General features: G+C 50.7%; 20 protein-coding genes and 2 pseudogenes. 11 read left to right on the plus strand and 11 right to left on the minus strand.

The annotated features are described in order from the left end of the window. Positions 1–65: 65 nt before the first annotated feature. Positions 66–2,195: a DNA gyrase/topoisomerase IV subunit B gene (locus ACR9EC_RS04060; RefSeq protein WP_435300228.1), complete on the minus strand. Its 2,130-nt coding sequence runs from the start codon at positions 2,193–2,195 to the stop codon at positions 66–68. Positions 2,196–2,353: 158 nt separating this feature from the next. Between ACR9EC_RS04060 and ACR9EC_RS04065 the strand changes: the two genes are divergently transcribed. Beyond that, positions 2,354–2,587 carry a DUF7455 domain-containing protein gene (locus tag ACR9EC_RS04065; RefSeq protein WP_435300229.1) on the plus strand — a complete coding sequence of 78 codons (234 nt, stop codon included), beginning with the start codon at positions 2,354–2,356 and terminating at the stop codon, positions 2,585–2,587. Positions 2,588–2,728: 141 nt separating this feature from the next. On the opposite strand, the gene ACR9EC_RS04070 is transcribed toward ACR9EC_RS04065, so the two are convergent. The 3 genes from ACR9EC_RS04070 to ACR9EC_RS04080 form a co-directional block, all read right to left on the minus strand. Beyond that, the gene (locus ACR9EC_RS04070; RefSeq protein WP_435300605.1) at positions 2,729–4,201 is read right to left on the minus strand and encodes an RNA polymerase sigma factor; all 1,473 of its coding nucleotides are present in this window, start codon (positions 4,199–4,201) and stop codon (positions 2,729–2,731) included. 283 nt (positions 4,202–4,484) lie between these two features. Then, positions 4,485–4,892: a universal stress protein gene (locus ACR9EC_RS04075; protein ID WP_435300230.1), complete on the minus strand. Its 408-nt coding sequence runs from the start codon at positions 4,890–4,892 to the stop codon at positions 4,485–4,487. A 97-nt stretch (positions 4,893–4,989) separates the two neighbouring features. Beyond that, positions 4,990–6,240, minus strand: coding sequence for a DUF4192 family protein (locus ACR9EC_RS04080; RefSeq protein WP_435300231.1), 1,251 nt, complete (start codon positions 6,238–6,240; stop codon positions 4,990–4,992). Positions 6,241–6,425: 185 nt separating this feature from the next. Here ACR9EC_RS04080 and ACR9EC_RS04085 point away from each other — a divergent pair, with 185 nt between their 5' ends. Further along, positions 6,426–7,586 carry a polyprenyl synthetase family protein gene (locus tag ACR9EC_RS04085; RefSeq protein WP_435300232.1) on the plus strand — a complete coding sequence of 387 codons (1,161 nt, stop codon included), beginning with the start codon at positions 6,426–6,428 and terminating at the stop codon, positions 7,584–7,586. A 46-nt stretch (positions 7,587–7,632) separates the two neighbouring features. Here ACR9EC_RS04085 and ACR9EC_RS04090 read toward each other — a convergent pair whose 3' ends face one another. Further along, entirely contained in the window at positions 7,633–8,058 is a 426-nt protein-coding gene (locus tag ACR9EC_RS04090) for an Rv2175c family DNA-binding protein (RefSeq protein ID WP_435300233.1), read from the minus strand. Positions 8,059–8,193: 135 nt separating this feature from the next. Here ACR9EC_RS04090 and pknB point away from each other — a divergent pair, with 135 nt between their 5' ends. Continuing rightward, a complete protein-coding gene (pknB, locus tag ACR9EC_RS04095; protein WP_435300234.1) occupies positions 8,194–10,275 on the plus strand; it encodes a Stk1 family PASTA domain-containing Ser/Thr kinase in 2,082 nt (693 codons plus the stop codon). Positions 10,276–10,331: 56 nt separating this feature from the next. Here the strand turns inward: pknB and ACR9EC_RS04100 are convergent, their stop codons facing one another. The 3 genes and pseudogenes from ACR9EC_RS04100 to ACR9EC_RS04110 form a co-directional block, all read right to left on the minus strand. After that, a complete protein-coding gene (locus ACR9EC_RS04100; protein ID WP_435300235.1) occupies positions 10,332–11,696 on the minus strand; it encodes a class II 3-deoxy-7-phosphoheptulonate synthase in 1,365 nt (454 codons plus the stop codon). Position 11,697: 1 nt separating this feature from the next. Next, a pseudogene (locus tag ACR9EC_RS04105) lies at positions 11,698–12,908 on the minus strand (pyrophosphate--fructose-6-phosphate 1-phosphotransferase). Between the two features lie 158 nt (positions 12,909–13,066). Further along, on the minus strand, positions 13,067–13,843 hold the full coding sequence (locus ACR9EC_RS04110; RefSeq protein WP_435300606.1) for a lysophospholipid acyltransferase family protein: 777 nt from the start codon (positions 13,841–13,843) through the stop codon (positions 13,067–13,069). Between the two features lie 75 nt (positions 13,844–13,918). Between ACR9EC_RS04110 and ACR9EC_RS04115 the strand changes: the two genes are divergently transcribed. After that, positions 13,919–14,509, plus strand: a complete 591-nt coding sequence (locus tag ACR9EC_RS04115) for a hypothetical protein (protein WP_435300236.1) — start codon at positions 13,919–13,921, stop codon at positions 14,507–14,509. A gap of 57 nt (positions 14,510–14,566) precedes the next feature. Here ACR9EC_RS04115 and ACR9EC_RS04120 read toward each other — a convergent pair whose 3' ends face one another. Further along, complete coding sequence (locus tag ACR9EC_RS04120) at positions 14,567–15,511, minus strand: ROK family glucokinase (protein WP_435300237.1); 945 nt, start codon at positions 15,509–15,511, stop codon at positions 14,567–14,569. A gap of 179 nt (positions 15,512–15,690) precedes the next feature. Between ACR9EC_RS04120 and ACR9EC_RS04125 the strand changes: the two genes are divergently transcribed. Together ACR9EC_RS04125 and ACR9EC_RS04130 are read left to right on the plus strand one after the other, a co-directional pair. Beyond that, positions 15,691–17,502, plus strand: a complete 1,812-nt coding sequence (locus ACR9EC_RS04125) for an AMP-dependent synthetase/ligase (protein ID WP_435300238.1) — start codon at positions 15,691–15,693, stop codon at positions 17,500–17,502. Positions 17,503–17,600: 98 nt separating this feature from the next. Beyond that, on the plus strand, positions 17,601–17,882 hold the full coding sequence (locus ACR9EC_RS04130) for an Lrp/AsnC family transcriptional regulator (RefSeq protein WP_435300239.1): 282 nt from the start codon (positions 17,601–17,603) through the stop codon (positions 17,880–17,882). Positions 17,883–17,998: 116 nt separating this feature from the next. Here ACR9EC_RS04130 and trpD read toward each other — a convergent pair whose 3' ends face one another. Together trpD and ACR9EC_RS04140 are read right to left on the minus strand one after the other, a co-directional pair. Continuing rightward, on the minus strand, positions 17,999–18,997 hold the full coding sequence (gene trpD / locus ACR9EC_RS04135) for an anthranilate phosphoribosyltransferase (protein WP_435300240.1): 999 nt from the start codon (positions 18,995–18,997) through the stop codon (positions 17,999–18,001). After that, positions 18,994–19,413: a hypothetical protein gene (locus ACR9EC_RS04140; RefSeq protein ID WP_435300241.1), complete on the minus strand. Its 420-nt coding sequence runs from the start codon at positions 19,411–19,413 to the stop codon at positions 18,994–18,996. The genes trpD and ACR9EC_RS04140 overlap by 4 nt, the downstream gene beginning before the upstream one ends. Before the next feature lie 248 nt (positions 19,414–19,661). On the opposite strand from ACR9EC_RS04140, the gene ctaE reads away from it, so the two are divergent. The 5 genes and pseudogenes from ctaE to ACR9EC_RS04165 all read left to right on the plus strand — a co-directional run bounded on the left by ctaE (position 19,662) and on the right by ACR9EC_RS04165 (position 24,636). Then, positions 19,662–20,303, plus strand: a complete 642-nt coding sequence (ctaE, locus tag ACR9EC_RS04145; RefSeq protein WP_435300242.1) for an aa3-type cytochrome oxidase subunit III — start codon at positions 19,662–19,664, stop codon at positions 20,301–20,303. A gap of 87 nt (positions 20,304–20,390) precedes the next feature. Further along, positions 20,391–21,170 carry a cytochrome bc1 complex diheme cytochrome c subunit gene (gene qcrC, locus ACR9EC_RS04150; protein WP_435300243.1) on the plus strand — a complete coding sequence of 260 codons (780 nt, stop codon included), beginning with the start codon at positions 20,391–20,393 and terminating at the stop codon, positions 21,168–21,170. Next, positions 21,167–22,201, plus strand: coding sequence for a cytochrome bc1 complex Rieske iron-sulfur subunit (gene qcrA / locus ACR9EC_RS04155; RefSeq protein WP_435300244.1), 1,035 nt, complete (start codon positions 21,167–21,169; stop codon positions 22,199–22,201). Before qcrC ends, qcrA begins: the two co-directional genes overlap by 4 nt. Next, positions 22,183–23,839 (plus strand): annotated as a pseudogene (qcrB, locus tag ACR9EC_RS04160) (cytochrome bc1 complex cytochrome b subunit). The gene qcrA and the pseudogene qcrB overlap by 19 nt, the downstream one beginning before the upstream one ends. A 173-nt stretch (positions 23,840–24,012) precedes the next feature. Then, positions 24,013–24,636 (plus strand): superoxide dismutase, encoded by a 624-nt coding sequence (locus ACR9EC_RS04165; protein WP_435300245.1) that lies wholly within the window; start codon positions 24,013–24,015, stop codon positions 24,634–24,636. Positions 24,637–24,695 lie beyond the last annotated feature (59 nt).

The raw sequence follows: 24,695 nt of genomic DNA on the forward strand, positions 1-24,695 counted from the left end.
CGAAAATCGTGTTCAGAGTGGATACCTTGCCGCACACTTAAAAAATCGCTCACAAGATATGCGATTTACGCGTCGATACGCGACCTATCTAGGTCGGCTGCACCCGCAACAATAAATTCTTTACGTGGTGCAACATTTGATCCCATGAGAAGTTCAAATACGCGTTCGGCTTCTTCAGCATGCTGTGCTGTTACACGACGTAGAGTTCGATGCCGCGGGTCCATGGTGGTTTCCGCAAGCTGATCAGCGTCCATCTCTCCAAGGCCTTTATAACGCTGAATATCTTCTTTGTAGCGTTTCCCTGAACGTTTTAGTTGCGCAATAGTTTTGTTGAGTTCAGCCTCAGAATACGTGTAAATATATTGGTTTTTACGCGACCGTGTACCAATTACTTCAAGACGATGCAGCGGTGGAACAGCCGCATATACGCGTCCTTCGTCAATCATTGGTCGCATGTACCTGAAGAACAAGGTGAGCAACAATGTTCGAATGTGTGCGCCGTCAACGTCAGCGTCAGTCATGAGCACGATTTTTCCGTAACGTGCAGCGTTCACGTCAAAGGAACGTCCTGATCCTGCACCTAACACTTGAATAATTGCCGCACATTCTGCGTTTCGCAGCATGTCAGAAACTGAAGCTTTTTGAACGTTTAGGATTTTTCCTCGGATAGGTAGCAACGCTTGGAAGTCAGAGCTCCGCGCTAATTTGGCTGTACCTAACGCGGAGTCTCCCTCAACGATAAAGAGCTCCGACTTTTCTACATCGTTCGTTCGACAATCAGCCAGTTTTGCAGGCAACGACGACGTTTCTAATGCGTTTTTACGTCGTGAAATTTCTTTTTGCTTACGCGCAGAAACACGTGCCCGCATTTCCGCAACGATCTTCTCTAAAAGAAGCGCCGTTTGGGTTTTGTCATCTCGCTTTGGTGACGCGAACAGTTCTTTAAGCTGCTGTTCAAGAACTTTTGCAACGATGGCGCGTACCGGTGCTGTTCCTAGCACCTCTTTCGTTTGGCCCTCAAATTGCGGTTCGGCTAACCGAACAGTCAGCACAGCAGTCAATCCAGCAAGTACGTCATCTTTTTCGATGCGTTCTGCACCATCTTTTGCCGTAATTTTTAATTTACGTGCATTCTGCTCGATGGCCTTTCGTAAAAACTTCAGAAGACCAGTTTCGAACCCGCTTAAGTGGCTTCCGCCCTTAGGCGTAGAAATAATATTGACGAAGCTACGAACCGTCGTGTCATACCCGTTACCCCATCGCAAGGCGATATCGACTTCACAGTTGCGTTCAACTTCTTGACTGACAAGGTGTCCTTTACCGTCCAACACCGGAACAGTTTCTTTAAATGTGCCTGATCCTTCTAGATGCCACGTTGATGTTAGAGGAACATCTGGGGCAAGGAACTCAACGAAGTCAACGGAACCACCCGTGTGTACAAAAGTTTCTTCATGTGGCCCATCTTCACCTGGAGTTCCAGCTAAGCCGCGTTCGTCACGAACCGTTATTTCTAAGCCGGGAACTAAGAAGGTGGTTTGTCGCACACGGGTGACAAGCTCCTCATAAGAGAACACCGCAGAAGCAGGGAAAACTTGCTTATCAGCCCAATAACGTACACGCGTGCCAGTAACTCCGCGCTTTGCTTTACCAACAACAGCGAGTACCGACTGATCAATAAACGGCTCAAAAGCAGACTCGGGTGTCGGACGATCGTTTTTGTCTTTAAACACGCCCGGTTCGCCTCGCCTAAATGACATGGCATGAACCTTTGAAGCGCGTGTTACCGCCACATCAAGACGTGAAGAAAGCGCGTTCACCACAGAAGCACCTACACCGTGCAGACCTCCAGATGCGGTATACGAACCCCCGCCAAACTTTCCACCAGCGTGTAATTTTGTGTACACAACTTCAACACCCGTAAGACCTGTTTTGGGTTCGATATCGACGGGGATACCACGCCCGTTATCTTCAACAGCAACAGAAGAATCAGCATACAAAGTGACCGCTATGCGGGTACAAAAACCTGCTAAGGCTTCATCTACTGAGTTATCAATAATTTCCCACAGACAGTGCATAAGACCGCGAGAGTCTGTAGAACCGATATACATGCCGGGACGTTTACGAACAGCTTCCAAACCTTCAAGGACAGAAAGATGGCGTGCAGAGTAATTGGATTCGCTGGTACTAGTGGTCACAGTCAGATATCTTATCTACAGCGACTGACAGATTCGTGGATCTGATGCCAATTTGCATGAAAGATTACGTAATGTGATCTCATGCATCTCTCTACGCCAGTGGCGAACCAGAGGGGTTAGCGGAACATTTTTTGCGCATTCAATGGTTTGATATTTACATGACCGAAACTTCACACGCAGCCACGAACGCAACGTTGACTACAGCGGACCGTTGTGACCGTTGCGGAGCTCAAGCCTATGTACGTGTAGTTCTTGCACAAGGTGAATTACTTTTCTGCGCACACCACGCACGCGCACACGCAGATAAATTCAACCAAGTTGCCGCAGAAGTACACGACGAAACTGACCGCCTTTTTGCCGAGCACGGCTCAGGAGCAAAGGCCGCCGTCTAACTCGCACACAAACCTACAGGAGAGGGGCGCCCGCACATGCGGGCGCCCCTCTCCTGCGTTACAAGCAGGTGCAGGCAACCAATCACTGCACAAAAAAGTGGGGTGGTGCAGAAAAAATTCTGCACCACCCCACAGTTATGTTTAGTCTAAGTAGTCACGCAAAACCTGTGAACGACTCGGGTGACGAAGCTTGGACATCGTCTTCGACTCAATTTGACGGATACGTTCACGAGTAACGCCGTAAACTTTTCCGATCTCGTCGAGTGTCTTTGGCTGTCCATCGGTCAAACCAAAGCGCATAGAGACAACGCCTGCTTCGCGCTCTGACAAAGTGTCCAGTACTTGATGTAGTTGTTCTTGCAAAAGCGTGAACGAAACAGCATCGGCTGGAACAACAGCTTCAGAGTCCTCGATCAGGTCACCAAACTCCGAGTCTCCGTCTTCACCCAGTGGGGTGTGCAACGAAATTGGCTCACGTCCATACTTTTGAACTTCAACAACCTTCTCAGGTGTCATGTCGAGTTCTTTAGCAAGCTCTTCAGGGGTAGGTTCACGACCCAAGTCCTGCAACATTTGACGCTGTACACGTGCCAACTTGTTGATAACTTCAACCATGTGCACAGGAATACGGATAGTACGTGCCTGGTCAGCCATCGCACGGGTGATTGCCTGACGAATCCACCAAGTAGCGTAGGTTGAGAACTTGTATCCCTTGGTGTAGTCGAACTTCTCTACCGCACGGATAAGACCAAGGTTTCCCTCTTGGATGAGGTCCAAGAACAGCATTCCACGTCCCGTGTAACGCTTTGCCAGCGACACCACCAAACGCAGGTTAGCTTCAAGCAAGTGATTCTTTGCACGACGTCCGTCGTGTGCGATCCACTTCAATTCACGCTCGTATTTGCGTTCAAACTCTTGACCAGAGTTCAACTGTTCTTCTGCAAACAAACCAGCTTCAATACGCTTAGCTAATTCGACTTCTTGCTCCGCGTTCAGCAGCGCAACTTTACCAATTTGCTTGAGGTAGTCCTTAACTGGGTCTGCGGTAGCACCAGCAGTAACAACTTGCTGTGCAGGAGCGTCGTCGTCATCAGCGTCAGAGTAAACGAATCCAGCAGATTCTTCTGGTTCTTCTGCTTCAGGCTTCTTTTTAGCGTCAGTTGCAGCGCCTTCACCTGATTCAGCGTCATCCTCGATATCGTCGTCTACGGCAATATCTTCGACAGCCTCGTCATCAAAATCGTCGTCTTTCTTTTTACGACCACGTTTTGCTGGTTTAGCGGCAGGAGTTGCATCTTTCTTTGCTGCTCGTTTAGCAGGCTTTGTAGCAGTACCGTCGTCCTCTGCATCAGAGTCGGCTGCTTTTTTCGAAGATGCTTTAGTAGAAGCCTTTTTAGTTGCGCGCGCAGTTGCACTCGTCGAACGCGACGAAGTTGCTGCAGCAACCTTCGAAGCATTTGGCGACATTTCCACCTCTACGCCAGCAAGGACCAGTGCTTTAAACACAGCCTTCAAGCGTTTGGGGTCGCTAATTTCTGCTTGCTCGCAGGCAACACGAAAGACCTCCGCATCAACTTTCCCAGTGGCAGCGCCAGCTTGCAGGAGAGCTTCCATAGAAGGGTGTTCAAATTCGCGTGGTAGTGCGTTTTTCGTCGAGGTGAGCGCCACGAAAGACCTTTCGGCATTTTGGACAGGCGATTTCTGGACCACACAGGAAAGCATGGCCCGCAAACCTATATTGTACTTGGTGTTGCAAATTCAAGACGCATTTTTCGCCTTAAATTCGTGTTTTGTGTCTGAAGTAATGTCACACGAGTGTATTTTGTGATCACATTAACTGCCACAGCAAACGCTGTATCATCATTGCTTTCAACCCCTACTCGTCACGTTTTATTCCCTAATGGGTTGCAGATCTTTCCGTCTTTACTGCCAGCACAGGACACGGACTATCAAGCAAAATACGTTGCGCATTTGAGCCCAAAATCAATTTTCCAACTGGTGAACGACGCCTCAGCCCAATAACAATCAGTTCGGCGCTGGTTTCCTCCGCAACAGCAATCAGGTCTTCTGCAACGTCATGACGTTCAGACATGATACGAACATCTAAGGCGACACCACTGTCTTGGGCTTCCGCTTGGATGCGAGCCAAGTCTTCGTCCCGTTGCGTTAAGGCTTCAGGGGCCTGCTTTGCAGATTTTTCACTCACGACAACCGTGACCGCAATTTTTCTACGAATAGCTTCTTCTAGCGCGCTAGTAACGCCCTGACGACCTTCACGTGTTGCCAAGTAACCCACGACGATCATTGCAAACCCTTCTCGTAACCCACCGTCCCTCTACCTTAACCTTTCACAAACAAATACTTACTGGGACAATCGTCTGCGCAATCGTGTGTCACAAAAATTATGGCAAGCCAACACGCAACTGTTGGCGCTGCCACCCCGACGGCAACCCACTATTAATGACCGCAGCCACCTTCACGGCCAAACCGTACGAGGCATCTACAGTTAATGCGGCATCCGCGTATGCACGAGCCACTACTGCGTTCCCACGCCACCACTCCAGTAACGCGATAAGGGCATGCGGCGCCACTTGGCCATGTGATTCAGCATCAGAAATAACTGTTTTTAACAACTCAACAGCCGCATTAAGAACAACCGCATCAGGCTTTTCTGCACGCCTCACATCAATTATTTTTGCAATAGCGTCTTCCGCGATTTCGTCATAAACAGAACGTTTATCTGCAGATGTCTCTGATACTTCTTGATACGACTCAGATGGTTTAAACATGAAAAAATGCGCAATAAATGTCCGCGCTGCACTCATACCCAAAGAGGTAACACTAATGATCATCGCATCGCGCACAACATGATCTTCTAAAGCCGCAGCCAGCTTTCCTGTACTAAGCGAAGTTGCCCTGTACCTAGAGCTTTCTTCTTCATGTACTGCACGAGACGCTTTACTTTCGCAACGATCAGGTAGCTGTTTTTCCCCGTAAGCGGCAAGCAAATCATCCCATTCTGCAATTCGCGCTAGACGCCACGCCATTATTCGATGTGAGACAGCACTACGTGCACGAACCTGAACGTGTCGTTGATAGGTCTGAGCATGTACAGCGCGTCGTTGCTCCTCAGATTTTTCAATAACTGCGAGCGCTTCGCGGCTAGGAAGCACCTGTCGTCCGTCGTACACCATGTGTGCGCTGATATGTGTTGTGTGCAGCAAGTCGCGCGGTTCCCAATGCAGTGGGCAAGGCTCGGGATGTTGTTCTGAGCAGTGTGGCCAGTGCGTGTATGCGTTGGGTGAGATTACCCAGCGTTCTATGATGTCGAGTTTCCCTTGGACGGCCTTGTCCACTGCGTTGAACGTGTGCTGTAACTTTTTTACTGCTTCGTTTTGTGTGCTCTCGTCAAGATAGCAGGCCACAAAAATGGCTGTCGCACCGTCTTTTACGCATCGATCAATGAGCGTGTCGGAAACAGTAGAGTGTGGGGAGTATGCGTCTTCTATGTCGACTCTAGCGATCATTCCGACCTGGCGGGTTTGACCTCTCAAGCTCACCACAACCACACTATTGGACGGTTGAAAGCCAAGTTGATAAGGGATGAGCGACAAGATTTCTCGGGCGTGTTTTACTTTGAGTACAGGTGTCATGACATGAGGAAACCAATACCGCGTTTTTCGTATGTGAAGTTAGAAATTTTTGCTCGTGATCTGGTGGATAACTTCCCTACTTAAACACTGTTGATATCTGTGATCGGTGCCATGAGAGAGCGTCAAAGAATAATCTGCTGTTCAGCGTAGGATTGTCAGACCAACACAAACCTAGGATTCGATTCATGTCTGCCTTTGCTGCTCCGTTATCTTCAATTCCTCCCCCTTCAGATGATTCCGCTTTGCTTGTCGATGTTGAAGGGATGCGCAGTGGTGTCGCTCGTCGATTAGACACGCTGTTGACACAACAAAAAGCGCAACTTACTCAGTTGGGTGCAGATGCTGAACTCCTTACTGATGCGTGGCGGGTCTTGCTTTCTGGTGGGAAACGGTTACGCGCAGCGTTTGCGTATTGGAGTTATCGAGCGCATCAACGCACGGATGAAAAAGATCTGACTCAGGCTCAACAAGATGCGCTCTACCAGGTTGGTTCTGCTCTTGAACTGTTTCAAGCAGCAGCGCTCTTTCACGACGATGTTATGGATCGCTCCGATACGCGTCGTGGAGCGCCAACAGCCCATATAGCTTTTGAAGCTGAGCATCGTCGGCTCGGTTATGTTGGTGAAGGCTCACAGTATGGTGTTTCTACCGCCATTTTGCTGGGAGATTTGAGTCTTGTTGCGAGTGAAACAGAATTCAGGAACGCAACACGTCATTTCTCTGGGCCGGGCATCGACACCGCTTTAAGCTTTTTCGATGACATGCGCACAACAGTTACTGTTGGCCAGTTCTTGGATGTGCATGCTCAAGTTTTGCCGTGGACTATGGATTTTGAGGCTGCACGGGAACGCGCATTCAATATTATTCGCACGAAAACTTCAAGCTATTCCGTCATGTATCCGCTTTTGATCGGGGCCGCTCTTGCGGGGGCTGACGAGGCGGCGCTTACTCGGATTAAAAATTTCGGTACGCCCATTGGTATCGCCTACCAGCTCTTAGATGATCTCCTTGGTGTTTTTGGGGACCCTCAGGCAACGGGAAAACCGGCTGGTGACGATTTACGCGAAGGAAAGCGAACCGTGTTGGTTATTGAGGCGCTTTCTCGGATGTCCCCGGCAGATAGAGAAACTCTGCAGTCTGCTCTTGGACGATCTGATTTAACTGATGCTGACATTCAGCTTCTGCGCCAGCTCATTACTGACAGTGGGGCTGTAGATTCTGTGCGCGCTCACGTAGCGCACTTATCGATTGAAGGTCTCTCACACCTCGATGAGTCTGCACTCAACCCTGTGGGCTACAGCATGTTGAAACGTCTTGCTGAATACGCTTTACACAGAGAGAACTAGAAGACGACTGTGGCCCGTACAGACTCCTGTACGGGCCACACACGTGTTATAGCAGGTGTTGCGCGGCGCGGCGCACAGCGCTTCTGTTTCCTACAAGCAATGCGTCTAACGGTCTCTCCCCCAACGATTCCTCAACAGAGAAAAGCCAGTGCAAGACCTCTGCGTCACTCAACTGCATATCTTTAAGTTGAATGATTGTGCCTCGCAGTGAAGGCAAGATGATGAGTTTTCCACTTCCGTCATCTTTTTGTGCATCTGCAGGATTTGCAAGGTGTGCAGGGATCAAAAAGGCAGCTGGAACGCACAGCACTTTCGGCTGTCCTCGTTTAACGCCAAGGATGCGCTGGTCGGCGAGCGCTGAACGCACACTTTTCACTTCGGTGCCAAGGCGTTCAGCGAATTCTGGTTGCGTCAGCCATTCGTCTACTAGGGTTTCGAGACGTTCTGCAACGTTTTCTTGTTGTACATTCACATCTCCAACTCTACCGCCCTTGCTCTTGTGCGTTGGCGCGTTTTCTTGAGCCTAAGATGTGCCTATCTGTACATGTTTTTGTACATATAGATGAAGCTCCAATAATTTTCTGTTCGCTCATCTACAATTGACCGCGTGGGAGTAACAGTAAACGACGCGCTTGTTGGCCAGCTTATTGACGGCAGATACCTCGTGCAGGAACGTATTGCGCGCGGTGGGATGGCCACTGTCTATAAGGCTCTTGATAAGCGGCTTGATCGTACTGTGGCGTTAAAGGTGATGCACCCGCATTTGGCTGAAGGTGCAAGTGGACAAAACTTTGTGGATCGCTTTCAGCGTGAAGCACGTTCAGCTGCGCGTTTGACGCATCCAGGTCTCGTCGCCGTATATGATCAGGGCCTCGACGGAGAGATGAGTTACCTCACGTTGGAATTTGTGGAGGGAACAGATCTGCGTAAAGCATTAGAGAAAAACGGGACGTTTAGTGTTGGTGAAGCTTTGGCTATCGCCGACGATATTCTCGATGCTTTAGCGCTTGCCCACAATAACCAGCTTGTGCACCGGGATATTAAACCGGAAAACATTCTGATCAGCACTGAGAACGAAGTAAAGATCACTGATTTTGGTCTTGCTCGGGCAGTCACTGAAGTGACGTCAACAACCACGGGAACGATTTTAGGGACGGTAGCGTATTTGGCTCCTGAACTTGTTTCCACTGGGGCATGTGATACACGTTCTGACGTGTATGCCGTAGGAATCATGTTGTACGAGATGCTTACTGGCCGTCAGCCGTTTGTGGGCGAGTCACCCATTAACGTTGCTTTTCAACACGTCAACCACGACGTTCCATCGCTTTCGCACAGTATCCCGTGGGTGCCAAACACTCTTGACGTGCTAGTAAAGCAATTTACTGCGCGTATCCCAGATGAACGTCCTGTCAACGCTGCGGCAGCGCTCGCTTTGCTTCGTTCGGTGCAGGACGATCTCTCAGCTGACGTATTAGCGCAACGTGTTGCTCGCCCGTTAGGTCGCCCTGGCGTGCTTGTTGATGAGGACGCAACTACTGAACATCCTATTGTGCGAGTGTCGGAACACGACTCTCCTTTTGAGCTAAATAATGCGGTCTTAACCGAAGCGGCGGCAGGAACCTCTCCGCACGAGTCAGATTCTGAGTCGCATCATTTTTCTTCACAGCCGCATCCCACAGTTGCGCTGTCTGCAACTCAAAGCGAAACACTTTCTTTTACTGTTCCTACGCCTACGTCTCCTCAAGAAGATGAAGCCGCTGTGCCTTCTGCTTCAGTAGCGAAAAAACCAAAGAAGCGTCGCCGTGCCTTGTGGCTTGTCATGCTTGTGGTGCTGTTAGGTGGCGCAGGTTATGGCGGTTACTACTGGTGGAATGCGATCGGGCCGGGCGCATATATGGTTGTTCCCGCTGATATTTCGGGAGTGTCAGAAGCCGACGCCCTTAAACAATTTGACTCTCTTCCTTTACGCGCTGTTGTCACAGAGTCCTTCAGCGACAACATCCCTGAAGGGGAAATTATCTCAGCGGATCCAAGCAGCGGCGAACGCATAAAGAAACACTCGACGGTATCTCTTGTTGTGTCACTAGGCATTGAAGAGCATGCTGTCCCTAAAGATATGACCGGAAAAACTTTTAATGAGGTTTCTGCCGCGCTTGAGGGTGTGGGCTTTAGTAACATTGTCCCCGACTTAAAATTCGATACAAAAATTAAAAAGAACACCGTCATGAAAATGTCTGTGAAAGAGGGCGCTATGCTTCCTCACAACACAGAAATTGTGGTGACTGTATCGAACGGTCCAGAACCAATTACGGTGCCACAAATTAGTGGTGAAACAAAAGCCTCGGCAGAAAAAATTCTTGCCACATACGAATTGCAGCCGAAATATACGGAGCAGTATTCGAATTCGGTTGCAAAAGGAAAAGTAATCTCTCAAGATCCTAAGCAAGGGACACCCGGATACCGTGGCGACAAGGTGTCTGTTTCTGTTTCGCTTGGCCCAGAGCTGGTGACGGTTCCTGCCGTTGAAGGAATGTCCTCCGAAGAAGCTACTCAAACATTAAAAGATTCAGGCTTCAAAGTGGAGGTCAACAAGTACCTTGACGGCTTCTTTGACAGGGTACGATTCCAAGACGTGAAAGCTGGAACTAAAGCACCCAAAGGATCAACCATCACCTTAACGATCTTCTAAACGATGAAGGGGGGCACGCACATGTTGATGTGCGTGCCCCCCTTCATTGTTGAGGCTTATCGGTTTGACCGAAATTCTTGCAGCATCTCTGCTACTTGGAAAGCCATTTCTAACGATTGTTGGTGATTCAAGCGTGGATCGACAAGGGTTTCGTAGCGCTTCGCTAGCCCTTCGTCGGAGATCTCTTCTGAACCGCCGAGGACTTCGGTCACGTCGTCACCGGTAAGTTCTACATGCAGTCCACCTGGTACAGAACCAACCGCGGAATGGACTTCGAAGAATCCACGTACTTCGTCAAGCACATCGTCAAAGCGGCGAGTTTTATATCCGGTCGCTGAGGTAATAGTGTTTCCGTGCATCGGGTCGGTCACCCAGGTGACGGGGCTTCCTTCTCGGTGAATTTTTTCCACAATGTTAGGTAAAACTGTGCGAATGTTCGCTGTTCCCATGCGGGTAATAAACGTTAAACGTCCCTCTACGCCTTCTGGGTTCAGTTTTTCTTGCAAACGTAACGCATCATCTGGTGAGGTCGTTGGGCCCAGCTTCACACCTATCGGATTTGAAACTCGCGATAAGAAATCAACGTGAGCTCCATCGATTTTTCTGGTTCGTTCACCAATCCACAAGAAGTGGCCTGAAGAATCGTATGGCGTTCCAGAAATAGGGTTCATACGAACCATGGCACGCTCATAGTCAAGGAGTAACGCTTCGTGCGAAACAAAAAACTCTACTGTTCGTAATTGATCAAAGTCTGCACCGCACGCATCCATGAAGCGGATGGCCCGATCAATTTCTACCGCAGTAGATTCATACCGTTTGTAGGCAGGGTTTTCCATAAACCCTTTATTCCATTCATGAACTTGCCTCAAGTCTGCATATCCACCCGTGGTGAATGCACGGACTATGTTCGCGGTTGCGGCCGCAATGCTGTACCCCTGGAATAAACGGTCTGGGTTTGGGGTGCGGGCTTGTTCAGTAAACGCAAATTCGTTGACCATATCGCCTCGGTACACGGGCAGTGTGACACCATCACGTGTTTCTTCAGCCGAGGAACGAGGTTTTGCATATTGCCCAGCCATACGGCCCATTTTCACAATGGGCATGCTAGCGCCGTGGGTGAGGACAACCGCCATCTGCAATATGGTGCGCATTTTGTTGCGGATGCGATCTGCGTGCGCTTCCGCAAATGTTTCTGCGCAGTCTCCACCCTGCAACAAAAACGCCTCCCCGCGTCCGGCTGCTGCCAGACGCTGGGTGAGGGTTTCTGTTTCCTGCGGAATGACGAGGGGGGCTACTTTGCCGAGCAGGTCAACCGTATCTGCAAGTTTTTTAGCATCAGGCCACGTAGGCTGCTGGTCTGCTTGCAGGTTTCTAAAGTTATCTAGCCCAGCAAGTTGGGCCTCGTCATTCACAGATGTCATGTCAGGCAGTGACCTTAGGCTGTCCAATTCCTGCAAGCAGTTCGTCAAACCATTCTTGGTTTACGTCGAATGGCTTTCCACCTGCAATGCGTGGGAATTCAATGGCGCGAAGAACATCGTTGCGTTCTTCGTCGTGTCCGATAACGCCGGACTCACCACGTAGTGCGCATTCCACAGCGAGGTCTGTCATCGATTTGATGAGACGGAGGTCTTCTGCGTTTGCTGCTGCTGCACGTGAGTAGTAGCCAGACTTTTGCACCATAACCTTTTCAGCACCAAGCTTTTCAGCGAATTGCTGAGCAAACCACTGGCCAGGGTTGATGGTGTCTAGCTTGACGTGCCCAAATGGGTCGCGTTGCACTTCTTGTCCAGCTGCTTCAAGCTGTTCAACGATTTCGTGCATGCCGGCACCTTCTGACAAGAAGATGTTGACGTTGCCTTTGTCGTCCATGATCGTCTTGAGACGAGCTGCTTCAGCGTCGATGTCAATCTTGAGTTCTGGGATGAACACTGCATCTACGTCCCAGCGTTCGCGAGTCAAGCCGAGCTCTGGAGCCCACTCTAGTGTGCTGAGGTGCTTACGGTATTCAGCTGCTGCAGCAGCGGTGAGCCATCCGCAGTGACGTCCCATAACTTCATGCACGATGAGCATGCGTGGGCCTGAACGGTGTTCACCAATAACGTTGAAAGCGAAGTGCGCTGCTTCTTCTGCAGCGGTCCATGCACCCAATGATTGACGGATTGGCACTACGTCGTTGTCGATGGTCTTTGGCAAACCAACAACGGTCAAACCGTAGTCGTTATCGGCCAAGTATGCTGCAAGGTCAGCAGCAGTGGTGTTGGTGTCGTCTCCACCAATGGTGTGCAGTACGTCAACACCATCTGTTTTCAGTTGCTCAGCTGCAACGGTAAGTGGGTTCTCGCCTTCTTTGACGAGACCACGCTTGACGCAGTCAGCAGCGTTGGTGAGTTTGACACGGGAGTTTCCGATTGGGGAACCACCAAAGCGGTGCAAGACACCAGCTTTTTACGAGCTTCAGGAGTGACAACAATCTTGTTGCCAGTGAGAAGACCGTGGTAGCCGTACTGGTAGGCGATGATCTCAACATCAGGCGCAATCTCTGTGTAGCGCTCGATAAGCCCACCTACAGCGGACGAAAGACAAGGGGCGAAACCGCCTGCGGTGAGCAGTGCGACGCGACGGACCGTCATCCTTACAACCTCTTCCTCTAGTCGTCGGGTTTCGACGACATTTTCTGTGTGCCTTACTTCAGCGGCCTTCTGCCGCACGTACGTCCTATTACGTGAAGTACGTCGAAGTGTGGTGTACTACCGCATCATGTGATGAGGCATGAACTGCAATCCAGAACCTAGTTTACGTTGGTTTCGCTTTCTTCTTGTGGGGGTTCCGGGGCTTGAACTTGCGGCACCGGACGACCACCAGGAGCAGCGGCTCCCTTGGGTTCTGAATCTTTTGGCACACCTGCTGCAATACGCGCCTTTGCTGTTGCAGCGTAGATGTCAACATATTCTTGACCAGAAATACTCATCAGGGAATACATGATTTCGTCGGTTACAGAACGCAGAATGAAACGATCGGATTCCATTCCTTGATACCGAGAAAAATCTAGTGGTTCACCAATGACAACACCCAACCGCATTATTTTCGGAATTTTCTTCCCTATTGGTTGTGCTTTGTCTGTTCCGACCATAGCTACCGGAATAACTGGTGCTCCAGATTCCAAGGCGAGTCGTGCAACACCAGTTTTCCCACGGTACAGTCGTCCGTCTGGTGAGCGGGTACCTTCTGGGTATATCCCAAAAAGGCCGCCTTCTTCTAGTCTTCTTAAACCTGTTCGTAATGCGGCTTCGCTGGCTTTTCCGCCCGAACGATCTACCGGAATTGTTCCTACTCCACGCATAAAGCCTGCAGTGATGCGACCCTTTAAGCCTTTTCCAGTGAAGTATTCGGATTTACCAATAAAAACGATTTCGCGATCAATAACAAGTGGCAAGACAAACGAATCAATCACTGCAAGGTGGTTACTTGCAATGATCGCTGGTCCGTCTTCTGGGATGTTCTCAAGCCCTTTGACCCACGGGCGGAACATGAGTTTGAGGATCGGGCCTACGAACACTCGTTTCATCAACCAGTAAAACAAACGGCCTCCTCAGACGCGTGGGGTATCCAGCGTCCCAAACCAACTCTAAAGTGTATAGATATGAAGCCTTCGGAACCCGGATCACCTGACGAACCGACTCCTAAAGACCCAGTGGAGCGTGAACCCCACTCATCAGACTACTTGAATGACCCTGTTGCTACAGAGCAAGCATGGCAAGAAATAGTATCTGAACTCTTAGATCTTTCCACGAATCAGCCTAATGATGAAACTCCAACGCCATCAGAACCTGAATCGGATCAATCACATCTTAGTTTCCCGCAGGCCCCTTGGGTACAAGGTCCAGCATGGGGACAACCGGATAGAACCGCACCAGAATCGTCGTTTCCGGCCCCTCAGAATGAGCGTGGGCCTCGCGACTGGGACGATTCCCTTGATGAATTAGAAACAATTGACGCTTTTACAGAACCTAATCCGCAATTCGTGCTTAGTTCGGATCGCACAAAGAACCTTGGCTGGTTCCTTGTTACTTTTTGCGCGTTGTCGCTTATTCTTTCTATCGTCTTTATTCGCCCATTTCACACCGGTTCAGCATTAATTCTTTGCGCAGGGTTACTTGGTGGTGCCGCATTACTCATATGGCGCATGCCAAAGCACCGCGAAGATGATGGTTCTGGTGGTGCACAGGTGTAAACGGACATGTGAGGTGGGGTGAGAACGTACTGCGGTCTCCCCCACCTCTACAGGTCACTACTGACGGGCGAGGTCTGCAGCGCCGACGAGACCAGCTTCGTTGCCCATGTCTGCGAGGGCAAACCGGGCTTCTGGGCGGTATCCACGTGCTGGAAGAACTTCGAGGTACGCCTCACGGGTAGGCTCCAGCAGGAGGTCTCCTGCGGCCGCTACTCCACCACCGATAACAATGATCTCTGGGTCGACAAGCCCGGCTGCTGTTGCTGCGCCTTCGCCAATCCAGCGACCAAGTTCAGCAAGCAGGCTAATAGCGAGCGCATCGCCTTCTTGAGCTGCTTGTGTGACGAGTGGTCCGTTAATGAGCTGCGCGTTTCCTTCTACTCTGTCGAGTAGTCCTCGTGCCGCTGCGGGATTTTTGATCGCTGCTGATTTGGCGTTGCGGACTAGTGCGTTGCCCGCTGCATACTGTTCCCAGCATCCGTCGTGCCCGCAGCCGCATGTGCGCCCGTTCGGCACAAGACGCATGTGGCCTACTTCGCCACCAACGCCATAGTTTCCGCGTACGAGTTGTCCGTTGCTGACGAGCGCTCCGCCGAGTCCGGTACCGATGGTGAGCATCAGCATGTTGCTTGTGTCTTGAGCTACACCAAATTGGAATTCAGCCCATCCTGCAGCGTTTGCGTCGTTCTCAACCACGATTGGAATTTCTGTGTTCATGAGACGACGAACATTGTCTGCGATTGGGTAGTCACGCCAGTCAATGTTTGGAGCAAAAAGTACGTCGCGACGATCTGGGCTGCACAAACCTGCAGCGGCTAGTCCGATTGCCTCAACCTCAAATTGTTCGACGAGTTCTGCGCATACGTGAGCGATTGACTTGTCAATACTTGCTGGGTTTCCGGCTTCGGTTGCAATGCGTGTCTGAGCAAGGATTTTTCCTTGTTCGTCGACAACACCAGCTGCAATCTTTGTCCCACCGATATCAACGCCAATGGCGTGCATGTTCCATCCCTTACTTAGGTGTGACCAAAACAAAATCTTGATGCATAACGGTTTCCCCCTGGTGAACAGTTGGATATTATTCGTCGTGCAGAAAACAAGACTTCAGTATTTTACCTAGACATACATCTTCGTTTATCGTTGTACCACTTTCCGACTCGCCCGCTGCCGTAGGAGCCAGAATGGACGAAATCTTTACGCCTCCACTTGTTACTGTGGAACGCACCAAAAACCTCAATGACTTACTCGCTCAACGAGTCACAGATGCACCATCAGATACGCTCATGGAGCGCCAGATTTCCCCAGGGAACTGGGAAAAGATCTCTGCTGCAGACTTCAACAAAGAAGTTGAAACTGTTGCAAAGGGAATCATTGCTAGTGGCATCAACGTTGGTGACCGAGTTGGGATCATGTCCCGCACCAGTTATGAATGGTCCTTGCTTGACTGGGCGATCTGGGCTGCGGGAGCTGTAAGCGTACCGCTTTATGAGACATCCAGTTCAGAACAAGTTGAGTGGATCGTCAACGATTCTCATGTTCAGCTTCTCTTTGCTGAGAACGAAGACATCGAAGCTGTCGTAAACGAAGCTCAACCATCTGCACCATCGTTGCGTGAGGTTCTTGTTATTGCCAATGGTGCCCTTGCTGAGCTTGCAAAACGTGGGACAGAGGTCCCCGACGAAGAACTAGCAGCACGACGCCAAGCGGCAACCCTGGATTCTCTCGCAACAATTATCTACACGTCGGGAACCACGGGTCGTCCAAAGGGCACGGAACTCGCTCACGAGAATTTCTATGTGCTGTCTGAGAATGCGTCAGAACGTATGCGTGAAGTTCTCAACTATGGCAGCCGCAGAACCCTCATGTTTATGCCTCTTGCGCATGTGTTTGCCCGTTTCATTCATGTGCTTGTTGTGCCAGCGGGTTCTGTACTTGGGCATGTCTCGCATTTGCCTGACCTCCTTCCGTCGCTTGCCACATTTAAGCCTTCATATTTGCTTTCTGTACCTCGCGTGTTTGAGAAGGTGTACAACTCTTCTGAGCAAAAAGCCGTGGCAGCTGGAAAAGGAAAAATCTTCCATTGGGCTGCGCGCGTGTCTATCTCGTACTCACGGGCTTTGGATGATCCTAAGGGGCCAAAGTTTAGTATCGCTTTCCAACACAAAGTTGCTGATGCTTTGGTTCTTAAGAAGATCCGGGCAGCTTTAGGTGGGGACACTAAATACGCTATTTCTGGTGGTGCAGCTTTAGGTGACCGACTCGGGCACTTTTTCCGTGGGGTTGGCCTTGTTGTCCTTGAAGGGTACGGCTTAACTGAAACTACTGCGCCGACATCAGTGAACACCCCTGAAAACATCAAAATTGGAACTGTAGGACCGCCACTTCCTGGCTGCGGTATCCGTATTGCTGACGATGGTGAGATCCTCGTCAAAGGGCCACACGTGTTCAAGGGTTACCACAACAACCCGCAAGCAACAGCCGATGCTTTCGATGGTGAATGGTTCAAAACTGGTGATTTAGGCTCTCTCGACGATGAAGGCTATTTGAAGATCACTGGCCGTAAAAAAGAAATCATTGTGACTGCTGGTGGAAAGAACGTCGCTCCAGCAGTGCTAGAAGATCGGGTACGATCGCACCCGCTTGTCAGCCAAGTCGTCGTGGTGGGCGATGCACAACCTTTCATTGGTGCACTGTTGACCATTGATGCAGAGGCGCTACCCGCGTGGTTGTCTGCACGCGGCAAACCTGTGTTGACTGTTGCTCAAGCAAAAACAGACCCTGACGTACTTGCCGCCCTGCAACAAGCTGTAAACAGGGCCAATAAGGCTGTGTCACGTGCAGAATCGATCAGAGAGTTCACGATACTGGACGATGATTTCACAATCGAAAACGGCTATCTGACACCGTCAATGAAGGTCAAACGAAGCCTCGTCCTTACCGACTACAGCGATGCGATTGCGGGCTTGTATAAGGATGTGCAACGGATCAGCTAACACTGATCATGTACAAAAAGTGTCGTAGTTCTCCTATATCGGCTTAAGGCCTACAGTTGAACTACGACACTTTTCTTTTTTAGGCTTGGAGGAAAACAATGCCCACAGCCATCGTCATGATTGACACTGAACAGGCGCTTATCCCTGAGGTGGCTACACAGATCGCAGCAGTTCCTGGAGTTTCGGAGGTGTACTCTGTGACCGGCGAAGTAGATCTCATAGCCCTCGTACGCGTACCTGATCACAGAGATTTCGCTTCAGTCATTGCAGACACCATGTCAAAGATCCCCGGAGTTCTGAAAACTCGAACGTATCTTGCTTTCCGCGAGTTTTCTCCTACCGAACTTGATGAAGCGTTCGATATTGGACTTGAAGGTTAACAAGGTGTGGGTGGCAGCCAAGTCAGGCTGCCACCCACACTGTGTTAGGGGATTATCGTTGAGTTTCTTCACGCCACGCATTCAGCGTTGCCAATGCACGCCCCGAATCGACTGCGTCAGCAGCAAGCTTCCAGCCCTTGTTTCAATTGTTCAGCAAGAGTTCCTTCTGAAGTAATCAGGCTTCCATCGGCGACGAGCCCCGCAGCGGCATTCAACAAGACTGTTTCACGTACCGGACCCATTTTCCCGGCAAGGAAGTCGGACGCAACTTGCGCATTGTATTGTGCTGATGCACCTCGAATGTCGTCTACGGTTATTGCCGAAACACCAAGGTCTTGAACAGGATCTATCGTTTGGAATCCAACAACTCCATCGTGCACGGTCCACACATCGACCGGCCCCAACGCAGCGAACTCATCAAGACCTAATGCTCCGCGAAAAACCAAAGATCGTGTTCCGCGTTGCGCAAACACGCCTGCAATCAGAGGTGCCATGCGCGCGTCGGCAACACCGACAGCTGTTGCTCGAGGTTTTCCAGGGTTTGTGATTGGCCCCAAATAATTAAAAGCCGTCGGCAACCCTAACTCTTTACGCACTGGACCCGCATATCGCATAGCAGGGTGGAAAGTTTGAGCGAAACAGAAAGTAATTCCAACTTTCTTACCAATGTCTGCCACACGTTCTGGAGCATGATCGAGAGGTATCCCTAAGGCTTCCAGCACATCAGCGGATCCGCTCGAAGACGACGAAGCCCTGTTGCCGTGTTTGACCACGGGGATGCCTGCACCTGCAATAACCAGCGACGCCATGGTCGATATGTTTACGGTGTGCAGTCGGTCTCCCCCGGAACCAACAATATCGACGGCTCGCTGTGATGATGCAAGGTCGGGGTATTGCACAGCATTGTCGAGCATTGCTTGAGCGAGGCCAGACATTTCTTCGACTGTCTCGCCTTTTGCCCTAAGCGCAACCAAAAAACCTGCGAGTTGCACTGGTGTTGACTGGCCAGACATCATCGCGTTCATTGCCCACTGGGCGGCTGCCCGCGAGATGTCCTCCCCCGAAATCAGGGTTGAGGTAAGGTCAGCCCACGTAAAAGTGTGTGTTTCGTTCATTCGCTTCCCGCCGCTACTACATCGCGTGTCAATAAGCCATGCACCGCTTTTTGCAGTTCAAAAGCATCCAGTGGCCGAGGAACAGCATCGTCGGCAAGAGACCACGAAGCGAGCCACGCGTCTTGTGCACGCCCAGTGAGAACAAGAATTGGTGGGCAGTTATATACAGAGTTCTTAAGTTCACGTGCAATACCGAGACCACCTACTTTATGTGTTTCGCCATCAAGAATGAGTAGGTGAAAACTATTGTTCTGCACAAGTTCATCCAACGCATCCCACGTTGCAACGTCCTGCCATCGAAGTTCAGCCTCGTCAATGACATCACCGACTGCAGAACGCACATGTGTGCGCACGTCACTGTTGTCGCTGTATAGGAGAACTGAGTATGGGCTCTTGGTCCCAGAAGTGCTGGTCATTGCAACCTCATGTCTACATGTGTTGGATGTTTTACGACACTGCGCATCGTTACATACATCACTATCTCAAATACGTTTCATGGGCAAGAAACCTTGCCCGCCACCTGATCAAGTTTAGTGACAGTTCAAAACGTTTCGTCACGAGATAGCGACTATTTTTCGGTTTCTTGCAACATTGTGAGATTCAACCTCGCCACAATGTGGGCCTTTGGGCCCAAGAGATGTAAAACATCAGCAATAATAAAGGGGTGTCGACTGTAACGGCTGCTCCAAAAGCACAACACCACGTAAGCGTGAACCGTCCGAACCCTGTTTCGGTCGGGACCATCGTCTGGCTTTCTAGCGAACTGATGTTCTTTGCTGGATTGTTTGCGATGTATTTCACTATTCGTGCCACGATTCCGGCTGAACAATGGAACGAAGGCACAAGTCACCTCAACCTGACTTTCGCCCTCATCAACACCACTGTTCTTGTTCTGTCTTCTGTCACCTGCCAATTAGGTGTCTTAGCTGCAGAACGCTTCCAGCCAATCCGCACTGGTTCGATCTTCCAGATCAACAAGTGGGGCATGAACGAGTGGATGACCCTGACCTTCCTCATGGGCGCTTTCTTCGTTGCTGGCCAAGTCTTCGAGTACGCAGAGCTCGTTCAACACGGACTGACAATTTCGTCCAGCCCGTATGGCTCAGTGTTCTACTTGGCTACAGGATTCCACGGACTTCACGTCCTTGGCGGACTGTTCGCATTCCTTTTCCTTCTTGGACGTTCGTTCTCTGCGAAGAAGTTCGGACACCATGAAGCAACCACCGGCATCGTCGTGTCCTACTACTGGCACTTCGTCGATGTAGTGTGGATCGGCCTTTTCGCCGTCATCTACTTCCTGAAGTAATTCAGGTCGAGCACTGGGATGCGTCGTTGCATCCCAGTGCTTACGCATTACCTACTATTCCCCCCAAAGCGAGACGAGGATCGATTCGTGAAGGCACTCGCTGCCCGCCGACACCACCGGTTCACACCGGTGGTGCTCGTGATGTTCGCGCTACTTGTCGTCGGAGGCGTTTATGCAGCCTTCGCGCCTGGCTCAGCACAAGCGGACACTGCGACTAATCAAGATATTGAGCAAGGTAAAAAGCTCTTCATTGCGAACTGTGCAACCTGCCATGGTACTAACGCCGAAGGCTCAGAAACCGTGCCTTCACTTATTGGTGTTGGCGCTGCGGCAGTTGACTTCCAAGTCGGCACCGGACGTATGCCCATGCAGGCAACTGGAGCACAAGCACCAGCTAAACCACCTCAGATGACAGAAACCCAAACCAAGCAGCTTTCCGCGTACGTTGCTTCTTTGGGTCCTGGACCAGCAATCCCATCCGCAGAAGCTGTCGATCCTGAACTAGGTGACGCCGCAAACGGTGCAGCTCTGTTCCGCACAAACTGCGCGATGTGCCACAACGCTGTTGGTGCTGGTGGAGCACTCTCTGAAGGAAAGTTCGCTCCCCCACTATGGGACACCACCCCAACCCACCTGTATGAAGCAATGCTGACTGGACCGCAGTCCATGCCAGTCTTCAACGACGCCACATTGACCTCGGAAGAAAAGCGCGACATCATCGCGTTCGTCGTCGATCAGCGTGAAGGCTCTGCTGGAGGAATCAGCCTAGGCTCTCTTGGCCCTGTTTCTGAAGGCCTGTGGGTATGGGTAGTTGGAATTGGCGCACTCATCGGTTGCGCAGTGTGGATCGGAGCTAAGTCTTCATGAGCGAACTTCAACCAGGCACACATTCCACCACGGATGTAACTGCACCTGAACACGATCGTTTTACTGATCCTGGTTTGCCAGAACACAAAGAACGAATGAGCGACAAGGACCCTGCCGCTGCAAAGCGTGCAGAGCACCAAGTCACTATCCTTTTTGTAATCTCAATCCTCGGCACGATCTCTGCACTTGTTGCATACTTCATGATTCGTCCTGAAGGCACGGTTGCGTCAGTACGAAACGCAAACATTGCCTTGGGCGTTTCCATCTTCTTCGCTCTCATGGGTATTGGTTTGGGTGCTGTCCACTGGGCAAAAGCACTCATGTCAGACCACGAGCGTGTTGAAGAACGTCACGTCCAAGAATCAACTACTGAAGACCGTGAAGCAGCCATTCAAGCGCTTGAAGATGGAGTTAAAGACTCCAACATTGGGCGACGTACAGTGCTTAAAGGCACCGTTGTCACAGCGCTTGGACTATTCCCGCTCACTGTAGCGGTTCCTCTCGTAGGTTCAGTTGGAGGTGACTGGGACATCTCTAAGTTCCGTCACACCATCTGGAAAAAGGGTGTACGCCTCACTACAGACCCAGCAGGACGCCCTGTTAAAGCTTCCGATGTGACCCTAGGTTCCGTTGTACACATCATCCCTGAAGCCTCGGAAGAAGAGCGTCGCTCTCACCACTGGATTACAGAAAAAGCAAAAGCAGTTGTCTTGCTTGTTCGTCTTGATCCAAAAGATCTCAAAGAGACAGAAGAGCGCAAGGACTGGTCATACGACGGTATCGTTGCTTACTCAAAGATCTGCACCCACGTAGGCTGCCCTGTTGCCCTCTACGAACAGCAGACACACCATCTTCTATGCCCATGCCACCAATCCACTTTTGACGTGGCAGACGGCGCAAAGGTTGTCTTTGGGCCAGCAAAGCGTGCACTACCGCAATTGCCTATCGCTGTTGACGACGAGGGCTACCTCGTTGCACAAGACGACTTTAACGAGCCTGTCGGCCCAAGTTACTGGGAGCGCCTCAAGTGACCTCACCAACTGTTAAAAAAGCAGCTGCAGCCGCAGACTATTTAGATCAGCGCACCAATATCGCGGTCGCTGTAAAGAATTTTGCTCGTAAGACTTTCCCTGATCACTGGTCATTCCTACTCGGAGAAATCGCACTGTACTCGTTTGTAGTGCTGCTTATCTCCGGATTCTTCTTGACCATGTTCTTTGTGCCTTCCATGGGACTGGTGACCTACCACGGTCCAGTAACGTCCATGGACGGCCAACTTATGTCTGAAGCTTTTCGCATCCACCCTTAACCTTTCTTTTGAGGTGCGAGGTGGGCTCTTGATGCGTCAGATCCACCACTGGGCTGCGCTTCTCTTCCTCGCCGCAATCGTCACTCACATGATGCGTGTTTTCTTCACCGGTGCTTTCCGCAAGCCACGTGAACTGAACTGGCTCATCGGTGTTGTCCTTATGATCCTCGGCCTTGCCGCCGGATTCACAGGGTATTCGCTGCCAGACGACGTGCTCTCCGGAAACGGTCTTCGCATTACTGATGGTGTTGTTAAATCAATCCCAATTTTGGGTTCATACCTTTCATACTTCATCTTTGGTGGCGAGTTCCCTGGCGAGTCGATTATTCCTCGACTCTTCACGATGCACGTCATGGTTGTGCCAGCACTCATCTTGGCGCTTATCGGTTTGCACCTCCTCTTTGTAGTGCTGCACAAGCACACCCAATATCCGGGTGGTGGGCGCACAGACAAGAACGTTGTTGGTTTCCCGCTCTTCCCTGTGTACGTAGCTAAAGCTGGTGGATTCTTCTTCATCGTCTTCGGTGTTCTTGCGCTTATGGGTGGCACGATGTCTATCAACAACGTGTGGAACTATGGCCCGTATGACCCTTCACCAGTTTCTGCTGGTGCGCAGCCTGACTGGTACATGCTGTTCCTTGAAGGATCGCTGCGTTTGATGCCTGGACAAACCGAATACGTCATCGGTGGATACACGTTGTCATTGAACGTGCTTATACCGGCTGTCGTGATCCCTGGATTGTTGTTCACCTTCCTGTTTGTTTACCCGTTTGTTGAAGCTCGGGTAACCAACGACAAGCGTGAACACCACGTTTTGGATCGCCCACGCAACGTGCCTACCCGTACGGGTCTTGGTGTAGCGTTCATTACCGCATTCGTTATTCTTGCTGTCGCTGGATCGAATGACCTTTTGGCAACGCATTTCCACTTGTCGATCAACGGCATCACATGGGTACTACGTATCTTGTTCTTTGTTGGGCCGGTATTCGCGTTCTGGGTGACCAAACGTGTGTGCTTAAGCTTGCAACGTAAGGACCGTGAACTTGTTCTGCACGGACACGAAACAGGCAACATCGTGCGTTTTGCCACTGGTGAGCCTATTGAGGTCCACAAGCCTCTTGATGAGCAAGAGCGTTGGCTACGCGTCAACTACGATGCCCACACGCCTTTAGACATCGAACCTGCCGAAGACTCACGTGGTGTTCGTCGTAAGGGCTACAAAGCTGATCGCCGTTGGCAGAAGCTATCTCGCTTCTTCTACGAAGACCGCGTAGAGCCTGTACGTCCATCTGAGTTGCATCATGATGGTGGGCATGCTGAGGTTGCTTCAGATTCCCCAAAGAAGGAGCTCGAAGGGTAACCTAGAGTTCACACATTGGACGTGACCAGTGTTTTCACACAGTGATCATTGGTTGCCAAACGGCCCGCGATCCAATTCCTTACGATAAGCGTGGGAATGGATTTCGGGCCGTTTGCATTACATATAAAGCCTATTCAGGTGAATAGGACAACAACTAGTTGGAGGTATTCGGCATGGGCGTCTACACGCTGCCAGAACTCACGTACGACTACGGTGCACTCGAGCCACACATTTCTGGCCGCATCATGGAACTCCACCACTCTAAGCACCACCAAGCTTATGTAACTGGTGCTAACACCGCTTTGGAGCAGCTTGAAGAGGCTCGCGCACAAGGTAACTTTTCAGCGATCAACCAGATCGAAAAGAACCTTGCGTTCAACCTCGGTGGACACGTGAACCACACTGCTTTCTGGGCAAACCTTTCACCTGAAGGTGGCGAACCAGAAGGCGACCTTGCTGCTGCTATTGACGAGCAGTTCGGTTCATTCGAAGCCTTTAAAAAGCACTTCGCTGCAGTTGCAGCTGGTGTACAGGGTTCCGGTTGGGCAATCCTTGCCTGGGATTCTGTTGGCTCCCGTCTGATCATCGTGCAGTTGTACGACCAGCAAGGAAACATCCCAATGGGTCTTACCCCCATTGTTCTTCTTGATGTGTGGGAACACGCCTATTACCTTGACTACCAAAACGTACGTGCAGACTATGTCACTGCGTGGTGGAACATCGTGAACTGGAAGGACGCAGGCGAGCGTTTTGCACGTGCTCGCACTCAAACTGCAGGTCTTATCCTTCCTGCGTAATGTAGGGCGTTTTAAGGGCTCGCACACTATGTGTGCGAGCCCTTTTGTGTACACAAAAA

Origin of the sequence: Timonella sp. A28 (assembly GCF_051200815.1) — a bacterium.
Lineage (GTDB): Bacteria > Actinomycetota > Actinomycetes > Actinomycetales > Cellulomonadaceae > Timonella.

What these genes read in the sequence shown, in the direction of transcription:
- ACR9EC_RS04065 (WP_435300229.1), top strand. Translation starts at nt 2,354, where the DNA reads ATGACCGAAACTTCACACGCAGCCACGAACGCAACGTTGACTACAGCG.
- ACR9EC_RS04070 (WP_435300605.1), bottom strand. Translation starts at nt 4,201, where the DNA reads ATGGAAGCTCTCCTGCAAGCTGGCGCTGCCACTGGGAAAGTTGATGCG.
- ACR9EC_RS04075 (WP_435300230.1), bottom strand. Translation starts at nt 4,892, where the DNA reads ATGATCGTCGTGGGTTACTTGGCAACACGTGAAGGTCGTCAGGGCGTT.
- ACR9EC_RS04080 (WP_435300231.1), bottom strand. Translation starts at nt 6,240, where the DNA reads ATGACACCTGTACTCAAAGTAAAACACGCCCGAGAAATCTTGTCGCTC.
- ACR9EC_RS04085 (WP_435300232.1), top strand. Translation starts at nt 6,426, where the DNA reads ATGTCTGCCTTTGCTGCTCCGTTATCTTCAATTCCTCCCCCTTCAGAT.
- ACR9EC_RS04100 (WP_435300235.1), bottom strand. Translation starts at nt 11,696, where the DNA reads ATGACATCTGTGAATGACGAGGCCCAACTTGCTGGGCTAGATAACTTT.
- ACR9EC_RS04110 (WP_435300606.1), bottom strand. Translation starts at nt 13,843, where the DNA reads ATGAAACGAGTGTTCGTAGGCCCGATCCTCAAACTCATGTTCCGCCCG.
- ACR9EC_RS04115 (WP_435300236.1), top strand. Translation starts at nt 13,919, where the DNA reads ATGAAGCCTTCGGAACCCGGATCACCTGACGAACCGACTCCTAAAGAC.
- ACR9EC_RS04120 (WP_435300237.1), bottom strand. Translation starts at nt 15,511, where the DNA reads ATGCACGCCATTGGCGTTGATATCGGTGGGACAAAGATTGCAGCTGGT.
- ACR9EC_RS04125 (WP_435300238.1), top strand. Translation starts at nt 15,691, where the DNA reads ATGGACGAAATCTTTACGCCTCCACTTGTTACTGTGGAACGCACCAAA.
- ACR9EC_RS04130 (WP_435300239.1), top strand. Translation starts at nt 17,601, where the DNA reads ATGCCCACAGCCATCGTCATGATTGACACTGAACAGGCGCTTATCCCT.
- trpD (WP_435300240.1), bottom strand. Translation starts at nt 18,997, where the DNA reads ATGAACGAAACACACACTTTTACGTGGGCTGACCTTACCTCAACCCTG.
- ACR9EC_RS04140 (WP_435300241.1), bottom strand. Translation starts at nt 19,413, where the DNA reads ATGACCAGCACTTCTGGGACCAAGAGCCCATACTCAGTTCTCCTATAC.
- qcrA (WP_435300244.1), top strand. Translation starts at nt 21,167, where the DNA reads ATGAGCGAACTTCAACCAGGCACACATTCCACCACGGATGTAACTGCA.
- ACR9EC_RS04165 (WP_435300245.1), top strand. Translation starts at nt 24,013, where the DNA reads ATGGGCGTCTACACGCTGCCAGAACTCACGTACGACTACGGTGCACTC.